This is a genomic window from Micromonospora sp. NPDC049559, assembly GCF_040676675.1.
Classification (GTDB): Bacteria; Actinomycetota; Actinomycetes; order Mycobacteriales; family Micromonosporaceae; genus JBFAPK01.
Map to the genome: position 1 here is coordinate 186,318 of NZ_JBFAPK010000004.1, position 19,896 is coordinate 206,213.

18 protein-coding genes are annotated in these 19,896 nt (G+C 73.8%); 9 read left to right on the forward strand and 9 right to left on the reverse strand.

The window, feature by feature from the left end; all coding sequences use genetic code 11:
• Positions 1–14: 14 nt before the first annotated feature.
• From AB0J86_RS08125 to AB0J86_RS08135, 3 genes are all read right to left on the reverse strand, one after another.
• Positions 15–1,520: a M28 family peptidase gene (locus tag AB0J86_RS08125; RefSeq protein ID WP_363854352.1), complete on the reverse strand. Its 1,506-nt coding sequence runs from the start codon at positions 1,518–1,520 to the stop codon at positions 15–17.
• A gap of 145 nt (positions 1,521–1,665) precedes the next feature.
• Positions 1,666–2,277: a TIGR03086 family metal-binding protein gene (locus tag AB0J86_RS08130; protein WP_363854355.1), complete on the reverse strand. Its 612-nt coding sequence runs from the start codon at positions 2,275–2,277 to the stop codon at positions 1,666–1,668.
• 82 nt (positions 2,278–2,359) lie between these two features.
• Complete coding sequence (locus AB0J86_RS08135; protein WP_363854358.1) at positions 2,360–3,211, reverse strand: class I SAM-dependent methyltransferase; 852 nt, start codon at positions 3,209–3,211, stop codon at positions 2,360–2,362.
• Between the two features lie 160 nt (positions 3,212–3,371).
• Between AB0J86_RS08135 and AB0J86_RS08140 the strand changes: the two genes are divergently transcribed.
• On the forward strand, positions 3,372–4,574 hold the full coding sequence (locus tag AB0J86_RS08140; RefSeq protein ID WP_363854361.1) for an aminotransferase class I/II-fold pyridoxal phosphate-dependent enzyme: 1,203 nt from the start codon (positions 3,372–3,374) through the stop codon (positions 4,572–4,574).
• A gap of 13 nt (positions 4,575–4,587) precedes the next feature.
• On the opposite strand, the gene AB0J86_RS08145 is transcribed toward AB0J86_RS08140, so the two are convergent.
• Entirely contained in the window at positions 4,588–5,805 is a 1,218-nt protein-coding gene (locus tag AB0J86_RS08145) for a cytochrome P450 (RefSeq protein ID WP_363854364.1), read from the reverse strand.
• A gap of 569 nt (positions 5,806–6,374) precedes the next feature.
• Here AB0J86_RS08145 and AB0J86_RS08150 point away from each other — a divergent pair.
• On the forward strand, positions 6,375–7,361 hold the full coding sequence (locus AB0J86_RS08150; RefSeq protein WP_363854367.1) for an aspartyl/asparaginyl beta-hydroxylase domain-containing protein: 987 nt from the start codon (positions 6,375–6,377) through the stop codon (positions 7,359–7,361).
• Between the two features lie 133 nt (positions 7,362–7,494).
• Here the strand turns inward: AB0J86_RS08150 and AB0J86_RS08155 are convergent, their stop codons facing one another.
• Complete coding sequence (locus AB0J86_RS08155) at positions 7,495–8,397, reverse strand: SRPBCC family protein (protein WP_363854370.1); 903 nt, start codon at positions 8,395–8,397, stop codon at positions 7,495–7,497.
• Complete coding sequence (locus AB0J86_RS08160) at positions 8,394–8,945, reverse strand: helix-turn-helix domain-containing protein (protein ID WP_363854373.1); 552 nt, start codon at positions 8,943–8,945, stop codon at positions 8,394–8,396. Before AB0J86_RS08160 ends, AB0J86_RS08155 begins: the two co-directional genes overlap by 4 nt.
• Before the next feature lie 189 nt (positions 8,946–9,134).
• Between AB0J86_RS08160 and AB0J86_RS08165 the strand changes: the two genes are divergently transcribed.
• Positions 9,135–10,250, forward strand: a complete 1,116-nt coding sequence (locus AB0J86_RS08165) for a Xaa-Pro peptidase family protein (RefSeq protein ID WP_363854374.1) — start codon at positions 9,135–9,137, stop codon at positions 10,248–10,250.
• A complete protein-coding gene (locus AB0J86_RS08170; RefSeq protein WP_363854377.1) occupies positions 10,247–11,386 on the forward strand; it encodes an acyl-CoA dehydrogenase family protein in 1,140 nt (379 codons plus the stop codon). The genes AB0J86_RS08165 and AB0J86_RS08170 overlap by 4 nt, the downstream gene beginning before the upstream one ends.
• A gap of 141 nt (positions 11,387–11,527) precedes the next feature.
• Here the strand turns inward: AB0J86_RS08170 and AB0J86_RS08175 are convergent, their stop codons facing one another.
• On the reverse strand, positions 11,528–12,856 hold the full coding sequence (locus AB0J86_RS08175) for an MFS transporter (protein WP_363854380.1): 1,329 nt from the start codon (positions 12,854–12,856) through the stop codon (positions 11,528–11,530).
• Positions 12,857–12,982: 126 nt separating this feature from the next.
• On the opposite strand from AB0J86_RS08175, the gene AB0J86_RS08180 reads away from it, so the two are divergent.
• Together AB0J86_RS08180 and AB0J86_RS08185 are read left to right on the forward strand one after the other, a co-directional pair.
• On the forward strand, positions 12,983–13,969 hold the full coding sequence (locus tag AB0J86_RS08180; RefSeq protein WP_363854382.1) for a DUF5937 family protein: 987 nt from the start codon (positions 12,983–12,985) through the stop codon (positions 13,967–13,969).
• 140 nt (positions 13,970–14,109) lie between these two features.
• Positions 14,110–14,595, forward strand: a complete 486-nt coding sequence (locus tag AB0J86_RS08185) for an Lrp/AsnC family transcriptional regulator (protein WP_363854385.1) — start codon at positions 14,110–14,112, stop codon at positions 14,593–14,595.
• Here the strand turns inward: AB0J86_RS08185 and AB0J86_RS08190 are convergent.
• A complete protein-coding gene (locus AB0J86_RS08190) occupies positions 14,546–15,136 on the reverse strand; it encodes a histidine phosphatase family protein (RefSeq protein ID WP_363854387.1) in 591 nt (196 codons plus the stop codon). The genes AB0J86_RS08185 and AB0J86_RS08190 overlap by 50 nt on opposite strands.
• Before the next feature lie 182 nt (positions 15,137–15,318).
• Between AB0J86_RS08190 and AB0J86_RS08195 the strand changes: the two genes are divergently transcribed.
• Complete coding sequence (locus AB0J86_RS08195) at positions 15,319–15,513, forward strand: CsbD family protein (RefSeq protein WP_363854390.1); 195 nt, start codon at positions 15,319–15,321, stop codon at positions 15,511–15,513.
• An 84-nt stretch (positions 15,514–15,597) separates the two neighbouring features.
• On the opposite strand, the gene AB0J86_RS08200 is transcribed toward AB0J86_RS08195, so the two are convergent.
• Positions 15,598–17,019 carry a lysine 2,3-aminomutase gene (locus AB0J86_RS08200; RefSeq protein ID WP_363854393.1) on the reverse strand — a complete coding sequence of 474 codons (1,422 nt, stop codon included), beginning with the start codon at positions 17,017–17,019 and terminating at the stop codon, positions 15,598–15,600.
• A gap of 167 nt (positions 17,020–17,186) precedes the next feature.
• Between AB0J86_RS08200 and AB0J86_RS08205 the strand changes: the two genes are divergently transcribed.
• On the forward strand, positions 17,187–18,251 hold the full coding sequence (locus tag AB0J86_RS08205; protein WP_363854396.1) for a zinc-binding alcohol dehydrogenase: 1,065 nt from the start codon (positions 17,187–17,189) through the stop codon (positions 18,249–18,251).
• A 4-nt stretch (positions 18,252–18,255) separates the two neighbouring features.
• Entirely contained in the window at positions 18,256–19,851 is a 1,596-nt protein-coding gene (locus AB0J86_RS08210) for an amidohydrolase (RefSeq protein ID WP_363854397.1), read from the forward strand.
• Positions 19,852–19,896 lie beyond the last annotated feature (45 nt).

The window sequence follows — 19,896 nt, forward strand, 5'->3', positions numbered from 1 at the left end:
CGGTTCCGGTCGCCTCACGCGCCGCGGCGCCGCGCCGAGACGTCCTCGACGTCGCTGGCGAACCGCCCCACGGCCCACGCCACCGCCTGGCAGTTGCGGTCGAACTCGGCGACGTTGATGTTCAAGAGGTCGTCGCAGGGCTGGTGGTAGCAGGGGTCGAACATCTCGCCGGCCGTACCGCCGTACCGCGCCGCCTGCTCGGCGGACTTCGCCTGGTAGGTGCCCCCGTCCAGGCCCCCGACCGGGATGCCGGCGTCCGCGAACGGCCAGTGGTCGGATCCGATGCTGTACAGGTCCACGGTCTCGTAGGCCAGCCCGCGGCTGCCGTAGTAGTCGGTGAGGACCCGCTCGACGGCCCCCGAGCCGGCCGGTGGCGGCGTCCCGCCGGGGTGCTCGGCGTCGTCACCGTCGACGATGAAGCGCGCGAAGTTCGGCGACGCGATCAGCTCGTAGTTGAGGTACAGCGAGATCCGTCCGCGCTGCTCGGCGTCGAGCTGCTCCAGGTAGTACCGGGAGCCCACCTCGATCAGCTCCTCGGCGCCCCACCAGGCGAACCGTACCTTGTTGCGGACCGCGCGCTGCTCGGGCGCCAGGCGGATCGCCGTCTCCAGCAGGGCCGCCGCGGCGGCGGCGTTGTCGTTGATGCCCGGCGCCTCGGTGACGCTGTCCAGGTGCGCTCCGGCCATGACGACCCGGTCCGGCCGACCGCCCGCCGTCTCGGCCAGGATGTTCTCGGTCACCGCCCGTACCGGGTGCGCCGCGATCTCCAGCCGGATCCGCACCTCGCGGACCGCCGTCTCCCCGGCGAGCCGCTCCGCCGCCCGCTGCGTCACGGTCCCGACCGGCACCGAGACCGCGGCGGGGTCGAACAGGTACGCCCGGTAGATGTTGTCCGGCCGGACCGTCGGCATGTAGAACAGCACCGCGACCGCCCCGAGCGCCACCGCGACCTGCTGCTGCACGACGAAACCGCAGCTGGCCCTCGGCAGCACGACCACCGCCCCGGTGACCCGCACGCCGGCGTAGTCGGCCTGCTCGCACCCGGGCGTGGGGTCGACGACGCCGTCGTGCGAGGTCGGCAGCACCCGTACGGGTGCCTCGACGCCGCCCGGCGGGGTCGTCGGCGACCACGTCATCGCGAGCACCCGCAGCGGTACGGGCGGCTCGGACAGGGTCACCGCGCGCTCGGTGTCGACCCGGTAGTACTCGAACGGCACCGGCTGGCGGGTCACCTCGTACCCCGCGCGCCGCAGCCGTCCCACCAGGTAGTCGGCCGACGCGGCGAAGCCCGGGGTGTCGGCGGCGCGGATCCCGCCGTTCGCGTCGGCGGCCGACTGCCAGGCGCGCAGGTGGCGGAGGGCCCCCGCCGCCCGCGTCGACCGTTCCAGCCGGTCGGCGAGCTGGTGGCCGGAGCTCGCCGCCGTGCTGTCCGCCCGACCGTACGCGGGGTCCCCGGCGGCGCCGGACGCGGCGACGACGAGGGCGACGACGACGGCGGTCAGGGGTGTGGACCAGCGCATGTCTTCTCCTTCCGGTGGTCGGGGCGGTGCCGCGGGGCGCGCCCGCGACGGATCACCGCCCCCGCAGGGGTTCGTGCTGCCGGACGGGCCCGCGGCGGGGCGCCGTCCGCGCAGGGGTTCGTGCCAGGCCCTGGCCGGCGGTCGGTCACCGTCCCGGACGCGGGGTTCGCGTGACGTCGCGGCCGGCGAACGCGGCCAGCCGGTCGGCCGGGTGGAGCGCGTCGGTGGCGGGCCGCTCCTCGGCGAACGGGCGGCCCGGGCCGCGCGGCAACGAGCGGCGGCGCAGGATGTCGAGGCAGGCGCGGCAGAGCGCCGGATCGAGTTCGGCGTTCTGACCGGTCGCCCGGGCCAGGTCCCAGCCGTGTACCAGCAGTTCGATGAAGCGGGTCCGCACCAGCTGGTGACCCGGTTCCGGTCCGCCGGGGGTGAGGAACTCGCCGGTTGGCACGTCGTCGCGGGCGAACTCCGCGACCAGCGCGGCGAGGGTGGTGTGGAACGCCTCGACCGGGTCCTCGCCGAGCACGAACTCGTCCCGGTCGGGTACGGGCCGGCGCGTGACGATCGCCAGGAACCGGAGGTTGCCGTTGACGACGTGGTTGACGAGGCCGCGTACGTCCCAGTCGGGGCAACCGGTCGGGTCCGTCCACTGGCCCGGCCGCACCCCGGCCAGGAGGTCGGCGAAGACGACGGCGGCGTCCTGGTGCAGTTGTCGCGGATCGCGCTGCGCGTCCACGGGTGGTCCGGAAGGCTTCTCCATCGCTGCGCTCCGTTGCCGGGTCGTTGTGGTGGTCATGGCCTGGCGGGCCGCGGTCGGCGGGGGCCGTCGGCCGCCGGGGTGATCACGGCGCGCCCGCGACGTGCACGGTCGTCGCCGCGAGCAGGAAGACGTCCGGGCGGCGCAGCACCCCCTCGGCGGCCTCCGGATCGAGCAGGCGCGCCAGTTGGGCCCGGTCGTCGGCGTCGATCCGGTCGCCGAGCAGGTCGCGCATCCGGGCGAGCATCACGCGTACGTGGTCGCGGGCCTCGTCGTCCAGGGGAGCGGGCAGGTCGACCAGGAAGCTGCGGCTGCGGCGCGGCCGCAGGCCGGCCGCCGCCAACAGGGCCGGCCAGTCGTCCGCGCGCCGGACGCTGCCCGGCGCCGCGTCCCGGCGTTCGGTGAACCAGTCCTCCATGAGCGCGTCGAGGCGGGCCTGGAGACCGGGTCGGCCGATCCCGGTGTCGCGGGGGAGGAAGCGGCTCGGCAGGCCGCCCTCGGCGACCGCCAGCAGCCCGCCCGGCGAGAGCCGGCTGCCCAACCGGGTCAGCATCGCCACCTGGTCGCCGAAATGGTGCACGATGCTGCTCGCCCAGACCAGGTCGGCGACGGGCAGCTCGGTGCCGTCGGTGAGGTCGAGCTGCCTGGTGCGGACCCGCCCGCCGAGCCCGAGGCGGGCGGCCCGGGCCTCGGCGCGGGCCAGCAGCTCCGGTCGGATGTCGACCGCGATCACCTCGGCCTCCGGGAACTCCCGGGCCAGCAGGCAGCTGGTCACCCCGGGACCGGATCCCACGTCGAGGACCCGTCGCGGCGGTGCGCCCGCCGTCAGCTCCGCGAGCCAGCGGGCCGCGGCGAGCTGCCAGGCGGAGCGTACGTGCGCGAGCTGCTCCAACTCGTCGGCGACGGCGGCCCAGTCGACGGTCTGCGGCCGGCTCATCGGCGGGTACCCACCCGTCGCGCCGCGGCGGGCCGCCGTGGCGGCCGGGTGTACCGGAACGCCGGGCCGTTGACGAACGGGTATCCATCGATACCCTTCTGGGTACGGGGAGCCGGATCCATCATCTCGGCCACCTGGTCACGACCTCGGGGAGACGAGTATGGATCATCCGATCGGGCAACTCTCGGTTCCTTCCTCCAACGGATCCTCCGAATTCGCGGCGCTGGCCGACGCCCTGACCGAGGCGCAGCTGCGCCGCAAGCGGGGGGCCAAGTGGGGCGAGACCCCGCCGGGCGTCCTGCCCGCCTGGGTGGCCGACCCCGATCTCCCGATCGCCCCGCCGGTGGCGGCGGCCCTCCGGGCGGCGGTCGACGGCAACGACCTCGGCCATCCGTACGAGGATCCGGCGCCCGCCCGGGCCTGGGCGCGCTGGTCTGCCCGGCGGTACGGCTGGGAGCCGGACGTCAGCTACGCCAGCGGGCACGGCAACGTGGTGGCCGCCATGGCCGCCTGCATCGACCTGCTCACCGCCGCCGGGGAGCCGGTGATCGTGCCGGTGCCCACGTACCCGCCGTTCCTGCTCGCCGTCCGGGACCTCGGCCGCACGCCGCTGCCGGTGCCGTTGCGCGTCGACGAGTCGGGTCGGGACGTGTTCGACCTCGGCGCCGTCGCGGCGGCGCTGCGGGACGGCGCGCGCCTGGTGCTGCTCTGCTCGCCGCACAACCCGACCGGTCGCTGCTGGTCCGCCGACGAGCTGGGGGAGTTGGCGGAGCTGGTGGTCGCGCACGAGGGCTGGCTGGTCAGCGACGAGGTCTTCGCCGACGTGACGCTGCCCGGTGCGCGGCACGTCCCGACGGCGTCGCTCGGCGACGCGATCGCGGCCAGGACCGTGACCGTGACCTCGGCCAGCAAGGCGTTCGGGACCGCCGGCCTGCGGTACGCCCTGGCCGTGGCGCCCGACGCGGACCTGCACGCGCGGATCTCCCATCGCCGGTACACCCGCGGGGCGACCGCCAGCCTGCTCGGCGCGGTGGCCGCCGAGGCCGCCTGGCGGCACGGCGACCGGTGGATGGACGACGCGGTGCGCTACCTCGACGCCCGCCGTACCGACCTGCTCGACGCGCTGCCGCGGTTGCCTGGGGTGCGGTGCCGCCCGCCGGAGGCGACCTATCTGTCGTGGTGGGACCTGCGGGAGACCCGCTTCGCCGCCGCGCCCGCCCGGGAACTGCTCGCCCGGGCCCGGGTCCAGCTCTCCGACGGCGAGCCGTTCGCCGCCGCGGGCTTCGCGCGGTTCAACTTCGCCCTGCCGCGCCCCCTGCTGGCGCAGGCCCTGGACCGGCTCGCGGAGGCCTTCCGGGCGTGAACCCGCCCGGGGGTCAGTCATCGGCCCGGAGGCACACCGGTAGCGTCGCCAGCCCGCGCAGGGTCGGGTTCGGTTCCCGTACGGGCGGCGCCGTGAGCCGGACCACCCGCAGGGCCGCGAGTTCGGACAGCAGCACGTCCGCCTGCGCGAAGGCGAGCGCCGCGCCCAGGCAGGCGTGCGCGCCACGACCGAATCCGAAATGCGGATTCGGTGTGCGCGACAGGACGAGGTCGTCGGGATCGGCGAAAATCGCCGGGTCCCGGTGCGCCGCCCCGAACAGCACCACGACCCGGTCGCCGTGCCGGACCTGGCGTCCACCTATCCGGGTATCCGTGGTGGCAATTCGCTCCTGCGCCTGGAAAGGGGTGTCGTAGCGGAGCAGCTCGTGCAGCGCGACGGTCCGTTCGCGGCCCGGGAGCCCGGCGAATTCCCGCATTTTTCCGGGATGTCGCAGCAGCGTGTGCACGGCATTTCCGAGGAAACGTTGCCCGGTGTTGAGCCCGGCCAGCAGGACGGCGCGCAGCGAATTCATCAGCAGGTCTGCCCCGACTTCGCGGTGCGCGTCTCGGCTCCGGAGGAAACCGAGTATTCCCTCCGTCGGGCCGGATTCGTACTCCGCGCGTATCAGGTCGGTGAGCAGCGCCCGTGCTTCGAGACCCGGCCGTTCCCGTTCCGGCGCGACTCCGGCGATCATGCTTCGCACCACCGCGGTGGAGGCCGTGCGGAACTCCTCGCTGCGGGAGAGGTCACCGCCGAACACCGCGCTCACGGAGAAGGTGGCGAGCGGCACCGCGAGTTCGGTGACGAGGTCGACCTCGTCGCGGTGGGCGAGTTCCGCGAGCCGCTGCCGCACGTACGGCACCAGCTCCTGCCGGATGGCCGGTACCCGCTGGGCCCGGAACGCCTCGGCGAGCAGCCGCCGGACGGGTAGCTGGTCGGGCGGGTCGAGGGTCTGGACCGTGATCGTCTGGGGCTCCATGGGCACCCCGGCGCGCCGGTAGTCGGCGGCGAAGGTGGCGGAGTCCTCGACCACCCGCAGGCAGTCGCGGTACGTGGTGAGGACCCACGCCGAGAGTTCCGGGTGCCAGTGCACCGGGTCCACCGAACGCATTATCCCATAAACCCGATAGGGATTATCGATGAATTCGGCCGACAGCGGATCGAAGAGCCCGCCGCCGGCGGCGTCCGAAGTGCCGGCCGGACCGTACACTTCTTCGCCGGTAATATCCATCTCCTGCCTCCGCAAATCCGTCCGTCCTCCGTGTGTGGCCGCTGGCGCCCCGGATCGGGGCACGCCGCCACAGCGGGCGTATTCGAGCGTCGGTCGTGGTAATGGCGCGCAGGCCCCCCGTCGGTGATGATCGCATCCTGCGTCGGCGGTCGGCCGGAGGCAAATTGAAAGGCTCCATCGTTCATAACATGAAAAAACCGCGCGGGGTTGCATTGACACCAATCGCTTGCGGGGGTAAGCCTGGCGGCAGCTCCTCGGCCGTGGCGTGCAACGTGCCGACGGGGGCAAAGGGTTATCTGGGGAGTCAGGGGAGCGCCCCTTTTCACCCCGCTTGTCCGCCGACAGAGAGGGGTCTTCGCCATGCGCCACTACTACTGATCAAAACGGGTGTGCCGCCACGTGTGCGAGGTCGCCGCGTGGCGGCATGCCGCTCGGTTTCCGCACCGTGCGTGCCCATCGGCTGCCACCGCAGGACCGCTGTGCGCCCATCGACCACCGCCGCCGGACCGACCCGAGTCGGGGCCCGCAGCGCCCCGTCGCGCGTTCCGGCCCGAGACCGAGGATGCCCCATGACCGCACTCCCGCCACCTCCGCCGACGCTGCGGGGCGACGCAGCCGCCGTACGCCTCGCCACCGACATCGACCCCGCGCCGCTGCGGGACGACCTCCGCGCCATCGAGCAGGGGCCGTGGGACCACCAGCGTCCCTACTCGGCGGGTCGGGTCGGCGACCCGATCGCCGCCGGATGGACCTGTTTCCCGCTGCACAGCCCGGGTGGCCGGGCGGACCGGACCGACCCTGGCGGTCCCGGGACGGTGCGCTTCGGCGCGACGCCAGCGCTGGCGCGGATGCCGTCGTTCGCGCGGCTGCTCGACCGCATCCCCGGGGAGCTGCGGGCGGTGCGCCTGCTCGCGCTCGACCCGGGGGCCAGCCTCGACGAGCACTCGGACGAGTTCATCGGCTTCGGCTACGGGCAACTGCGGCTGCACGTGCCGATCGTGACCAACCCGGACGCGCTGCTGTTCATCGAGGGCCGCAGCTACCACTGGCGCCCGGGTGAGCTCTGGTACGCGAACTTCGCCCTGCCGCACTACCTGCGCAACGGCGGCGCCACCCGCCGGATCCACCTGGTGGTGGACTGCATGGTCAACGACGCCATGGTGGAGCTCTTCCCCGACTGGTTCCGCCGGAACCTCGAATCGATCCCGTACGTGAGCAACCGGCCCCGGCTGCCCGTGGATCCGGAGCTGGAGGTCCCGCCGTTCCTGCTCCCCGCGGTCCTCGGCAAGGACCTGCTCGCCCACGTCACCGACGCGCCCAGCGGCGACGCCGACGGGGTGCGCACCGAGGTGACCACCGGTCCGGACGGCCCGCTGCTGCGTACGGCGGAGGGGGTCGAGTGCCTCCTGGTCCGGGTCGGCCCGGCCGAGTACCGGTTCGAGGGCTGGACGGAGGAGCGGACGCTGGACTTCGGCGCGCTGCCGGACCGGGTGCTGCTGCACGACCGCAGGAACTGGCGGCACCGCGTCTGGGAGTGCCCGCGGCTGCCCGCGTAGCCCGGGCGGCGGCCGTCGGGGGATGCTCCGGGGGGTCGGTCCGCGCCGCGCGCCGTCGCGGGGAACCCGGTAGGGCACCCGCGACGGGGACCCTCAGCGAGGTCGCCGGTGTCGCGGGTGCCCCGCCGCCGGGTCAGCCGAGGGTGAGGATGCCGTCCGGCAGTCCGGGCATCTCGACCGCCAGCCAGATCGGGCGCCAGGCGGGCAGCTCGTGGTAGCGCCGCAGCTCGGCGAGGCCGCTGAGCCAGCCCAGCCAGCCGTCGTACGGGGGCCGCTTCTCGTCGAAGCCGCTCTCCACCAGGGTGAGCCTGGTGGCGCCGCCGGAGTCCGCCAGCTCGAAGGTGGAGACCTGGTCGCTCCAGGCCAGGCTGATCCGCCGGCCGTGTTCCAGCGCGACGATGCGGGCCGGCTGCGGGTCATTGTCGAACCCGCCCATCGCCCATCGCCCACCGACGTGCGGTTCGAGCTCCATCCTGGCGCCGAACCACCGGCTGAACTCGTCGGGGTCCGTCAGCGACCGGTACACGTCCTCGGGCGGGGCGGCGATCGTGACCTCGGCCCGCAGTTCGGGCGAGGTGAGGTCGACCGGCCCGGTGAGCGCGCGCCCGGCGAGATGGTCGACCAGGTTCGCCAGGGCCAGCGACCAGTAGGTGTGCATGAGGCCCCGGCTGCCGGTGTCGGTACCGGAGAGGACCTCGGTCCAGCTCGGCAGGTCGGTCTGGCTCAGGGTGAGGATGGTGGCGTCCGCGTCCTCCTCGGCGAGGTCGATCTCGACGACCGTCTCCGTGCCGTCGAGCGTCCAGGCGAACCGGACCGTACGCTCGTCGACCCGCAGCGGGTGCTGGCGGGGCTCGTCGCCCTCGGGCGTGGAGCGGCCCCAGAACTCGTACCGGCTGGGCAGGTCGACCTCGGCGTACTCGGCCAGCCAGGCGCGCAGGGCGGCGCCGTCGGTCAGCGCGTGCCGTACGCGGGCCAGGGGCGCCGGGACGCGCAGCCGCAGCCGCATCGTGCCGCCGGTGGCGTGGTCTTCGCTCATGTCTCTCCCTTGGGATATAGGGCCACGGCGAGCTTGAAGGCATCCCCCTCCGCGCCGCCGTACCGGGTGAACAGGTCCTGCAGGGTGGCGCGCAGCTCGGCGAGGAACTCCGGCCGCAGCTCCGGGCGGATCCGGATCTCGCCGGAGACGCCGATCGAGGGGAGTTCGGGTGCGTCGCGGTCGAGCGCGGCGATGTCCGCCTGGACCTCCTCCATGAGGTCGAGCAGGTAGCCGAGGCTGAGCTCGTCGCGCTCGCGGCGCCCCCCGAGTCGGCCGACCAGGCGGGGCGAGAGCCAGTACGCGCGGGCGCTGGCCTGGTAGACGCCCTCCTGTACGCCGCGCACCTTGTGCGTGGCGACCTGGCTGACCAGTCCCGCCTCGACCAGTCGTCGTACGTGGTAGTGGACCCGCTGCGGGGTCTGGTTGAGCGCCGCCGCGACCTCCGTGCAGGTGTGCGGTTCGGCCAGTTGCCGCAGCACCTCGATGCGCTGCGGCTTGAGCAGGGTCTCGGCCTGCTCGATCTGCTCCAGGTACAGGACGTCTCTCATCGCAAAAAGTATCCTGAACGTTCAAGAGAACTTTTGCAATAGCTCCCCTCGTCGATCTAGGGCAAATCCTCGTTGTTTGATCTCCAATCACGCCGATTTGCCCTAGATCGACGAGGCTGTCGGGCGCCGGCGCGCAGGCTCCCGAAAGCGGTGTGCCGAAAACACCCGAACGACCGTTAAGCTGACCGCGTGCGGATCGACGACCTCTATCCACCGGAGCGGCTGGCGCGCGCGCAGCGCGCCACCGCCGCCGCCGGCCTCGGCGCCCTGCTCCTCACGCCCGGCTCCGACCTGCGCTACCTCACCGGCTACAACGCGCACGCCCAGGAGCGCCTGACCTGCCTGGTGCTGCCCGCCGAGGGTGAACCGACACTGATCGTGCCGACCCTGGAGCGCCCGGCGGCCGAGGCGTCACCCGCCCCCGGCACCGGCGTACGCATCGTCGACCATCCCGACGGCACCGACCCGTACCCGTTGGTGGCCCGCGCGCTCGGCGGACCCGCCGGCACGGTCGGCCTCGGCAACCGGATGTGGGCCGAGCAGGTGCTGGCGCTGCGGGCCGCGCTGCCCGGCGCCGAGCAGCGCCTGGCGGGTGAGGTCCTGCGCGAGCTGCGGATCCGCAAGTCGGACGCGGAGGTGGCGGCGCTGCGCGAGGCGGGCGCGGCGATCGACGCGGTGCACGCCCGGATGGGCGAGTGGCTGCGCCCCGGCCGTACCGAGACCGAGGTCGGCGCGGACATCGCCGCGGCGATCCGGGAGGCCGGCCACGCCACCGTCGACTTCGTCATCGTCGCCTCCGGCCCGAACGCGGCGAGCCCGCACCACGAGACCTCGCACCGCCGGATCGAGGCCGGCGACCCGGTGGTGGTCGACATCGGCGGCACCATGCCCTCCGGGTACTGCTCCGACTCGACCCGCACCTACCTGGCCGGCGGCGACGTGCCCGGCGACTTCGCCGGGTACTACGCGGTGCTGCACGCCGCCCAGCGGGCCGCGGTCGCCGCGGTACGCCCCGGCGTCACCGCCGAGGCCGTCGACGCGGTCGCCCGGGACCTGATCACCGAGGCCGGCTACGGCGCCGCCTTCCTGCACCGCACCGGGCACGGCATCGGGCTGGACGGGCACGAGGAGCCGTACCTGGTCACCGGCAACCCGCGCCCGCTGGAGCCCGGCATGGCCTTCTCCATCGAGCCCGGCATCTACCTCGCGGGCCGGCACGGCGCCCGGATCGAGGACATCGTCGTCTGCACCCCGGACGGCGTCGAACGGCTCAACACCACCGCCACGGAGCTCGTCCCGCTATGACCGTCGACCGGATCCTGCCCAGCGAGGAGGCGTACGACCTCCTCGCGCTCGCCACCGAACTCGCCGACCGGGAACTGGCCCCCCGCGTCGCCGAGCACGAGGCGCGCGGGGAGTTCCCCCGCGAGCTGCTGCGCACCCTCGGCCGGTCCGGGCTGCTCGGACTGCCGTACCCGACCGAGTACGGCGGCGGCGGCCAGCCGTACGAGGTCTACCTGCAGGTGCTGGAGGTCCTGGCCGGGCGCTGGCTGGCGGTCGCCGAGGCCGTGAGCGTGCACACCCTCTCCTGCTACCCCGTCGCCGCCTACGGCACCGAGCAGCAGCGCAAGCTCCTGCCGGACATGATCGGAGGCGAGCTGCTCGGCGCGTACTGCCTCTCCGAGCCGCAGGGCGGCTCGGACGCGGCGGCGCTGGCGACCCGGGCCCGCCGCGACGGTGACCACTACGTCGTGACCGGCACGAAGGCGTGGATTACCCACGCCCACAGCGCCGACTTCTACAACATCTTCTGCCGCACCGGCGGATCGGGCGCCGGCGGCATCTCCTGCCTGCTCGCCGACGCCCGCACCGCCGGCATCGTCCCGCAGGCGGCCGAGAGGACGATGGGGCTGCGCTCCTCCCCGGTCGCGCAGATCGCCTTCGACGACGCGCGGGTACCGGCCGACCGGCTGGTCGGGCCGGAGGGGCACGGCTTCACCATCGCGATGACCGCGCTGGACTCTGGGCGGCTCGGCATTGCGGCGTGCGCGGTCGGTCTGGCCCAGGCAGCCCTCGACCACGCGGTCGGCTACGCCCGGGAACGCGAGCAGTTCGGCCACCGGGTGATCGACTTCCAGGGGCTGCGGTTCATGCTCGCCGACCTGGCCACCCAGGTCTCGGCGGCGCGGGCGTTGACGCTGGCCGCCGCCCGGCTGCGCGACGCCGGCCGGCCGTACTCGGTCGAGGCGGCCAAGGCGAAGCTCTTCGCCACCGACACCGCGATGCGGGTGACCATCGACGCGGTCCAGGTGTTGGGCGGCGCCGGTTACGTCGCGGACCATCCGGTGGAGCGGTACCTGCGTGAGGCGAAGGTGCTCCAGATCGTCGAGGGCACCAACCAGATCCAGCGCCTGGTGGTGGCCCGCTCGCTGGCCGCCTGAGACACCCGTCCACCCGGCGCCCGGCCGCCGGGTGAGCCGGGCCGCCGGTCACCCGGCGACCGAGTCCTCCCCGGGGGGCCCGACCGCCGGGTATCCGCGACGGCGCCGTACACCGACCGCCGGGTACGCGCTCCCGAGGGTTCACCGACCGGCGCGGTGCCGCAGCGCCGGGGCCATCCGCAGCAGCACCACCGCGCCGAGCACGCCCGTGGCGGCCGTGCCCCACCACAGCACCGCCGGCCCGGTCGTGGCGAACAGCCCGGTGGTCACGGCCGGACCGAGCAGCCGGGCCAGGGAGCCCGTCCACATCAGGGCGCCCTGGTAGCGACCCTGCGCGCCGTCGGGCGCCAGGTCGGCGCCGATCCCGCCGGCCACGATCCCGCCGATCACCTCGCCCACCGACCAGACCGCGGTCGTCGCCACGTACTGCCAGGCGCTGTGGGCCAGGCCGGTGGTGGCCACGCCGACGCCGACCACGCACCAGGCGGCCGCGAGCACCGGGATCCGGGGCAGCCGGGACAGCCGGGGGTAGAGGAACGGCTGGAGCCCGACCACGAGCAGCGCGTTGACCGCCGCGGCGGTGCCGAAGACCGCGGGGGAGAGGCCGTCGAGGCGTACGGCCAGCGGGATCGCGAACTCGGTCAGGCTGTAGACCGTCTCCTGGGCGAGGCTGAGCAGCACGAAGAGGATCATCAGCCGGTCGCGCAGCAGCAGGCCGTAGCCGCTGCCGTGCGGCCGGCCGGACGGGTGACGGGCCGCCCCGGCGGCCGGTCGGGACCCGTCGCGCGGGATCCCGACCGCCACCAGCAGGGCGAAGGCCAGCGAGGTCGCCGCGTCGATGAGGAAGAGCAGGAGGAAGCCGTGGGCGGCCAGGAAGCCCGCCAGCGCGGCGGCGCAGGCCGCGCCGATGTTGATGGCCCAGTGCAGCAGGCTGAACGCCCGGGTACGTCGCGGCCCGGTGACCGAGCCGGCGAGCAGCGCCCCCGCCGCCGGCGGGTAGATCTTCCCGGTCGCGCCGACCGCGAGCGCGGCGGCGGCCAGCAGCGGCAGCGTCGGCGCCGCGAAGAGCGCGCCGAGGCTCGCGGGGGCGAGCAGCAGGCCGGCGAGCAGCGCGGAGCGGGCCCCGATCCGGTCCGCGAGCCAACCGCCGAGGACGGCGCCGGCCGTGCCGCCGAGCCCGAGGGCGAGCACCACCGCCCCGGTCGCGCCCGGTGCGATGCCGCGCGCGCCGAGGAAGAAGACGAGGAACGGTACGACGGTGGCCCCGACGCGGTTGACGATCGTCCCGGCGATGACGATCCAGAACGGGCGGGGCAGCCCGCCGAAGCGCAGCGCCAGCGCGGCCCGCAGCGCTCCCGCCGCGGCCGGTGGCCGTCCGGCCGCACGCGGCCCGTCGGTGGCGCCGGCGGCCGGGGTGGTGGTGCGCACGGCCTCGGGCGCCGGCTCCGTGGTGAGTTCCGTGGTGGTCATGGCAGCAGCTTCGACGTTCGCGCCGGCCCGCAGTAATGTTTCAGCCGTGGCTGAATCTTCGGTACCCGGGGGGTCTTCCCGGGCGCGGGCGGGGCAGCGGCGGCGGGCCGGTACCCGGGGGACGCGGTGCTGACCGTCGAGCTCTCCGCGGGTGACATCGGGCGGATCCGGTTCGGGCTCTCCTGCCTCTGGGAGGTCGCGTCCAGCTTCCACGTGCTCCGCAGCCCACGGGAGCACGCGGTGCACCTGCCCTGGGCGCGCCGGGTGGGGCCCCGGCTGGCCGCCGCAGGGCTGGCGCCCGGCGGCGGCAGCCTGCTCGACGGCCTGATCCCGCCCGGGCCCCGCTACATGCCGGACTTCCTGACCCCGCCGCCGGCGACGCTCGCCCCGCAGCTCGACGCGGAGCTGGAGGTGCTGCGCGCCACCCCGGCCGAGACGGTCCGCGCCGAGCTGGACCTCCTGCAGGTGCCGCACTCGCCGGCGGTATGCGCCATGTACGCCGATCCGCCGGCCGGCCTCGCGCGCCTGGTCGAGGAGATCCGGGCGTACTGGCCGATCGCGCTGGCCGAGGAGTGGCCGCGGCTGCGCGCGCTGCTGGAGGCGGAGGTCTTCCACCGGGCCCGGCTGCTGGCCGAGGTGGGCGCCGCCGGCCTGCTCAACAGCCTGCACGATCGGGTCGGCTGGAACGAGAACACCCTGTCGGTGGCGCACGGGTGGTGCTCGGGCGCGACGGTGGTCGCCGGCGCCGGGCTGCTGCTGGTGCCGAGCGTCTTCGTCTGGCCGGCGGTGCGTACCGTCGCGTCGCCCAGCAACCCGCAGCTGGCGTACCCGCCGCGCGGCGTCGGTACGCTCTGGGAGAGCGCTTCGGCCGCGCCGCAGGCCCTCGCGGCGGTGATCGGCCGGTCGCGGGCGCAGTTGCTGGTGGAGCTGGAGTCCCCGCTGTCGACGACCGAGTTGGCGCGCCGGACCGGGCTGTCGGCCGGCGGCATATCCCAGCACCTCGGGGCGCTGCGCACCGCCGGCCTGATCAGCGCGCACCGTGCCGGGCACGCGGTGCTGAACATGCGTACCGCCACCGCGGACGCGTTGATCGCGGCGGCCGTCACCGGCTGACCCGGCCGCGTTCCCGGGCCCGCGCGCTGCCCGGGCACCGCGCCGGATCGACGCCCGCGACGGCGTGCGGGCCGTGTCCGGAAATCGCCGGGTCCGGGCGCCTGTCGCCGTCCGCCGCGACCGCCCGGTAGGTTGCTCGCGTGGAGGAGATCGATCGGGCCATCGTCGCCGCGTTGTCCGCCGACGGCCGGCTGTCCTACACCGACCTCGCGGAGCGGGTCGGCCTGTCGGTCTCCGCGGTGCACCAGCGGGTACGCCGCCTGGAGCAGCGCGGTGTGATCAAGGGGTACGCGGCGCGGGTGTCGCTGGAGGCGCTGGACCTGCCGTTGAGCGCGTTCGTCGCGATCCGCCCCTTCGACCCGTCCCAGCCCGACGACGCGCCGGAGCGGCTGGCCCACCTGCCGGAGATCGAGTCGTGCTACTCGGTGGCGGGGGAGGACTTCTACCTGCTGCTGGTCCGGGTGGCCAGCTCGGCCGAGTTGGAACGGCTGCTGCAGGAGATCCGTACCTCGGCGAACGTCACCACCCGGACGACGGTGGTGCTCTCCACCCCGTACGAGGGGCGGCCGCCGCGGATCAGTCTCGCGCCGGAAGCGGGGGAGCGGGCTGGTTCCACCGCAGGATGACCGGGCGGTCGTGTTCGTAGCCGAGCGCCGAGACGGTGGCGGTGTCGAGCCGCAGCTTTCCGCCGCCGGCGGCGGTGAGCCCGATCCAGCGGGCGCCGGCCACCCGCAGGCTGTGCCCGTGCGCGACCAGGGCCACGTCGCCGTCCGCCAGCGCGACGCGGGCGCGTTCCAGCACGCGGTCCAGCCGGGGGCCGACCTCCTCCGGTGACTCGCCGCCGGGGCAGCCGTCGGTCCAGAGGTCCCACCCGGGCCGGTCCTGGTGGATCTCCGCGGTGGTGATCCCCTCGTACTCGCCGTAGTTCCACTCGCCGAGGTCCTCGTCGACGTCGGTGACGGCCAGCCCGGCGAGTTCGGCGGTGCGCAGGGCTCGGCCGCGCGGGCTGGAGATGACCGCGGCGAAGGTACGCCCGGCCAACCCGGCCGCCAGCGCGAGCGCCTGCCGCTCGCCGACCTCCGTGAGCGGGATGTCGGTGTACGAGGTGTGCCGTCCGGTACGGCTCCATTCGGTCTCGCCGTGCCGGACGAGGATGATCTCAGCCACCCGGCCAGTCAATCACGGATCGGCCGGGGCGGCCCCGCATTACACCTAGCATCCTAGGATGGGTTACGCGGCGTGCCCCACCGCACACGGTCAGAGGTTTTCACCGGGCCCGACCGGGCACACCAACGGAGAGCGACATCGGGCCCCGGACTGGGGGGCCCGACCAGCCAGAGGGAGTCGAGATGAGCCTCACCGACAAGGCGAAGAACAAGGCCCAGCAGCTGATGGGCGCCGCGAAGGAGAAGGCCGGCGACCGGACCGACAACGAGCAGATGCGGGGCGAGGGCGCCAGGCAGCAGAGCGAGGCCCGCGCGAAGCAGGCGGGCGAGAACGTCAAGGATGCCGGCCGGAACGTGAAGGAAGCCTTCGACCGCTGACCGCGCGGTGGGATGGACTTTTCGCGGTGCGGATACGACGTGCCCCCCGGACCTGGTCCGGGGGGCACGTCGTATCGGGCGGCCTCAGGCGGCGGGTTCGGCCGCCCGCCGGGTCCACCAGGCGCGCCCGGACTCGGGGAGCGTGTCGATCGGGTCGTAGTACTCGTACCGCTTGCTGAGCGCGCCGCCGTCGGCGGCCTCGATCGAGGTGCGGTAGTTCTTGGTCCAGTACGAGATGCCGCGCTCGCGGTCGTACTCGGTGAGCATGTGGACCCAGCGCTTGCCGACGAAGGGCACGTCGCAGACGATGCGCGGGGTGGCGTAGCCGGGCAGGTAGCCCATCATGTCGTGCTGGAGCTGCTGGGCGTGCCAGACCGGTACCCGCCAGTGCTCGGCGTTGGGGATCATGTCGCACATGTAGAAGTAGTACGGCAGGATGCCCGCCTCGCCCTGGAGGGCGAAGCAGAGGTCGAGCAGGTCGGGTGCGGTGGCGTTGACGCCGCGCATGAGCACGCCCTGGTTGCGGACGTCCCGTACGCCGACTTCGAGGGCGGTCTGGGCGGCCCGGGCGACGAGCGGGGTCAGCGACTGGACGTGGTTGACGTGGGTGTGGATGGCGAGGTTGACGCCGCGGCGGGCGGCGGTGCGGGCGACGCGCTCCAGTCCTTCGACGACGTCGGGTTGGAGCCAGTGCTGGGGCAGGCCCATGAGCGCCTTGGTGGCGAGCCGGACGTCGCGGATGGTTTCGATCTCCAGTAGCCGCATGAGGTACGACTCGAGGTTGCGCCAGGGGACGTTGGCGACGTCGCCGCCGGAGACGACCACGTCGCGTACGCCGGGGTGGGCGCGCAGGTAGGTGATGTGCGCGTCGTACCGGTCGACGGGCTTGAGGGTGAGTTTGAGCTTGTCGACCTGGGGGGTGGAGTTGCCGACGAGGTCCATCCGGGTGCAGTGCCCGCAGTACTGGGGGCAGGTGGAGAGCAGTTCGGCGAGGACCTTGGTGGGGTAGCGGTGGGTGAGGCCCTCGGCGACCCACATGTCGTGTTCGTGGAGCGAGTCGCGGGTGGCGTAGGGGTGTGAGGGCCAGTCGGTGCGCCGGTCGGAGGCGATCGGGATCATGTAGCGGCGGACCGGGTCGGCGCGGAACGTCTCGGTGGTGACGGGGCCGTCGGGCACCATGGTGTTGATCATTTGTGGTGGTACGAGCATCGACATGGTGGCCCGGGTGGCCTGGTCGGTGGCGAGGTCGGCGTAGAAGCTCTCGTCGACGAGGTCGCCGAGGACGGCGCGGAGCTGTTTGGCGTTCTTGACGCAGTTGGCGCGCTGCCACTGGGCGGATTCCCACTGTTCGCGGGTGACGTGGCGCCAGCCGGGGTAGCGGGTCCAGTCGGGTTCGACGAGTTGGCGGCGCCGGTATTCGTATGGTTGGCCGGCGGTGGGTGTGGCCGTGTGGTCGGTGCCGTTGCGGGGTCGGGGAACGGCCTCGATCGGCTGGGTCTGGGTCATGGCGCCTCCTCTGTCCCGCGGTTGATCACCCGGGGGAAGGCTACTGGAGAATTTGCGGTACAGAAACTATCCTGCCGGAAGTTTTCCCGTCGCACGAGCGGCGCCGGACAGACTGTCCGGCCCGGGCGGTGGTCTGGAGTACGGGCAGTGGTCACGAGGAGGTCGCCATGACGTCACCGGTCGGTCTACATCGCGTGCTCGAACCGGCGGGGGTGCTGCCGCAGGCGGCGTGGCGGCTCGACGCGCGTGCGGAGGTCGGCGCCGACGAGGTGCGGATCCGGGTGGAGCGGCTCAACCTGGACGCGGCGAGCTTCCGGCAGCTCGCGCAGAAGCACGGCGGGGACGGGGCGGCGGTACGGGCCGAGGTGCTGGAGATCATCTCCACGCGGGGCAAGATGCACAATCCGGTCACCGGTTCGGGCGGGATGCTCATCGGTACGGTCGAGGAGGTCGGCCCGGACTCGCCGCTGCCGGTGCGGCCGGGTGACCGGGTGGCGACCCTGGTGTCGCTGACGTTGACGCCGCTGGCGGTGCACGACGGGCTGGCCGGTTGGGACGGGCTGGGCGAGCAGGTGCCGTGCGCGGGGCACGCGATCCTGTTCGCGCGGTCGATCGTGGCGGTGCTTCCGGACGACCTGCCGGCGGAGTTGGCGCTGGCGGTGCTCGACGTCTGCGGCGCGCCGGCGTTGACGGCCCGGGTGGTGGGCGGTCACGTGGTGGCGGGCGCGGGGACCGGCGCGCTACGGCGGGGCGTGACGGTGGCGGTGTTGGGCGGTGCCGGCAAGAGCGGGTCGTTGGCGCTGGCCGCGGCGTCGCGCGCGGGTGCGGCCCGTACGGTCGGGGTGGTGCCGGTGGCGGCGGAGCGGGACCGGCTGGTGGCCGCGGGGCTGGCGGACGAGGTGGTGCTGGCCGACGCCCGGGATCCGGTGGCGCTGTCGGCGGCGGTGCGGGAGGCGTTGGGCGGGCCGGCGGACGTGACGGTGGTCTGCGTGGACGTGCCGGGGTGCGAGCACGGGGCGGTGCTGGCGACGGCCGACGGCGGCACGGTGATCTTCTTTTCGATGGCGACGAGCTTCGCGGCGGCGGCGTTGGGTGCCGAGGGGCTGGCGGCGGACGTGACGATGCTGGTGGGCAACGGGTACGTGCCGGGGCACGCGGAGTTGGCGTTGTCGTTGGTGCGGGAGGTCACCGGCGTGCGTCGGTTGTTCGAGGCGCGCCTGCGGGCAGACTGATCACATGACGATTCCCTCGATGCCCTCCGGTGGTCCTTCGGTGCTGTACCGGGGTGGGTTGCTGCACTGTCCGGCGGATCCGGGGGCGACGGCCCTGTTGGTGCGCGACGGGCGGATCGCGTGGGTGGGTGCGGACGCGGACGCGCCGGCCGCCGACGAGGTGGTGGAGCTGGACGGGGCGTTGGTGACGCCGGCGTTCGTGGACGCGCACGTGCACACGACGGACACGGGTCTGGCGTTGTCGGGGCTGGACCTGTCGGGGACGCGGTCGGCCGCCGAGGTGTGTGCGGCGGTGGCGAGGTTCGCGGCGGGGTTGCCGGCGGACGCGGTGGTGTTGGGGCACGGTTGGGACGAGTCGGGGTGGGCCGATCGGCGGCTGCCGGACGCGGCGGAGCTGGACCGGGCGGCGGGGGGTCGGCGGGTGTACCTGTCGCAGGCGTCGATCCATTCGGCGTTGTGTTCGTCGGCGTTGCTGGCGGCGGCGCCGCAGGTGGCGGCGGCGGCGGGGTACGACGCGTCGGGGTGGTTGCGTCGGGACGCGCATCACGTGGTGCGGGCGGTGGCGCTGGGTTCGGTGTCGGCGGCGCAGCGGCGGGCGGCGCAGCGTACGGCGTTGCGGCGGGCGGCGTCGTTGGGGATCGCGGCGGTGCACGAGTGTGGTGGTCCGGGTACGTCGGACGAGGCGGATTTCGCCGGGGTGCTGGCGTTGTCGGGCGACGGCGGGCCGGAGGTGTACGGCTACTGGGGTGAGCTGCTGGGGGCGGCGAAGGCCCGGGAGTTGGGTGCGGTGGGTGCGGGTGGGGACCTGTACGCGGACGGGGCGTTGGGGTCGCGTACGGCGCACCTGTCGGAGCCGTACCTGGATGGTGAGCCGGGGGGTGTGGGGTTCGGGTACGTCTCGGCGGATCAGGTGCGGGCGCATCTGGTGGATTGCGCGTCGCACGGGGTGCAGGGGGGTTTCCACGCGATCGGTGACGCGGCGATCGGGACGGTGTTGGCGGGGTTCGCGGCGGCGGCGTCGGAGCTGGGGGTGGACCGGTTGCGGGCGGCGCGGCACCGGATCGAGCACGCGGAGATCGTGAACAAGCGGCTGATCGCGGGGTTCGTGGATTTCGGGATCGTGGCGAGCATGCAGCCGGCGTTCGACCGGTTGTGGGGTGGGGCGGACCGGATGTACGCGTCGCGGTTGGGGGTGGCGCGTTCGCTGGAGTCGAACCCGATGGGGGCGATGCACGGGGTGGGGGTGGCGTTGGCGTTCGGTTCGGATTCGCCGGTGACGCCGTTGGATCCGTGGGGGTCGGTGCGGGCGGCGGTGTCGCATTTCAATCCGGTGTTGCGGATGAGTGTGGCGGCGGCGTTCGCGGCGCACACCCGGGGTGGTTGGCGGGCGGTGCACCGGGACGCGGAGGGGGTGTTGGCGCCGGGTGCGCCGGCGACGTTCGCGGTGTGGTCGGCGCCGGCGGGTGTGTCGCGGGGGTTGCCGGTGCTGGTGGCGGAGGATCCGGAGGTGCGGGGGCCGCAGGATCCGACGCCGTTGCCGGTGTGCCGGCGCACGGTGCTGCGCGGTGCGGTGATCTACGAGGAGGGTGTGCCGTCGTGATGGTAGGTCTGGTCGGGGTGGTGTCGGTTCGCCGGGGTGCGGGCC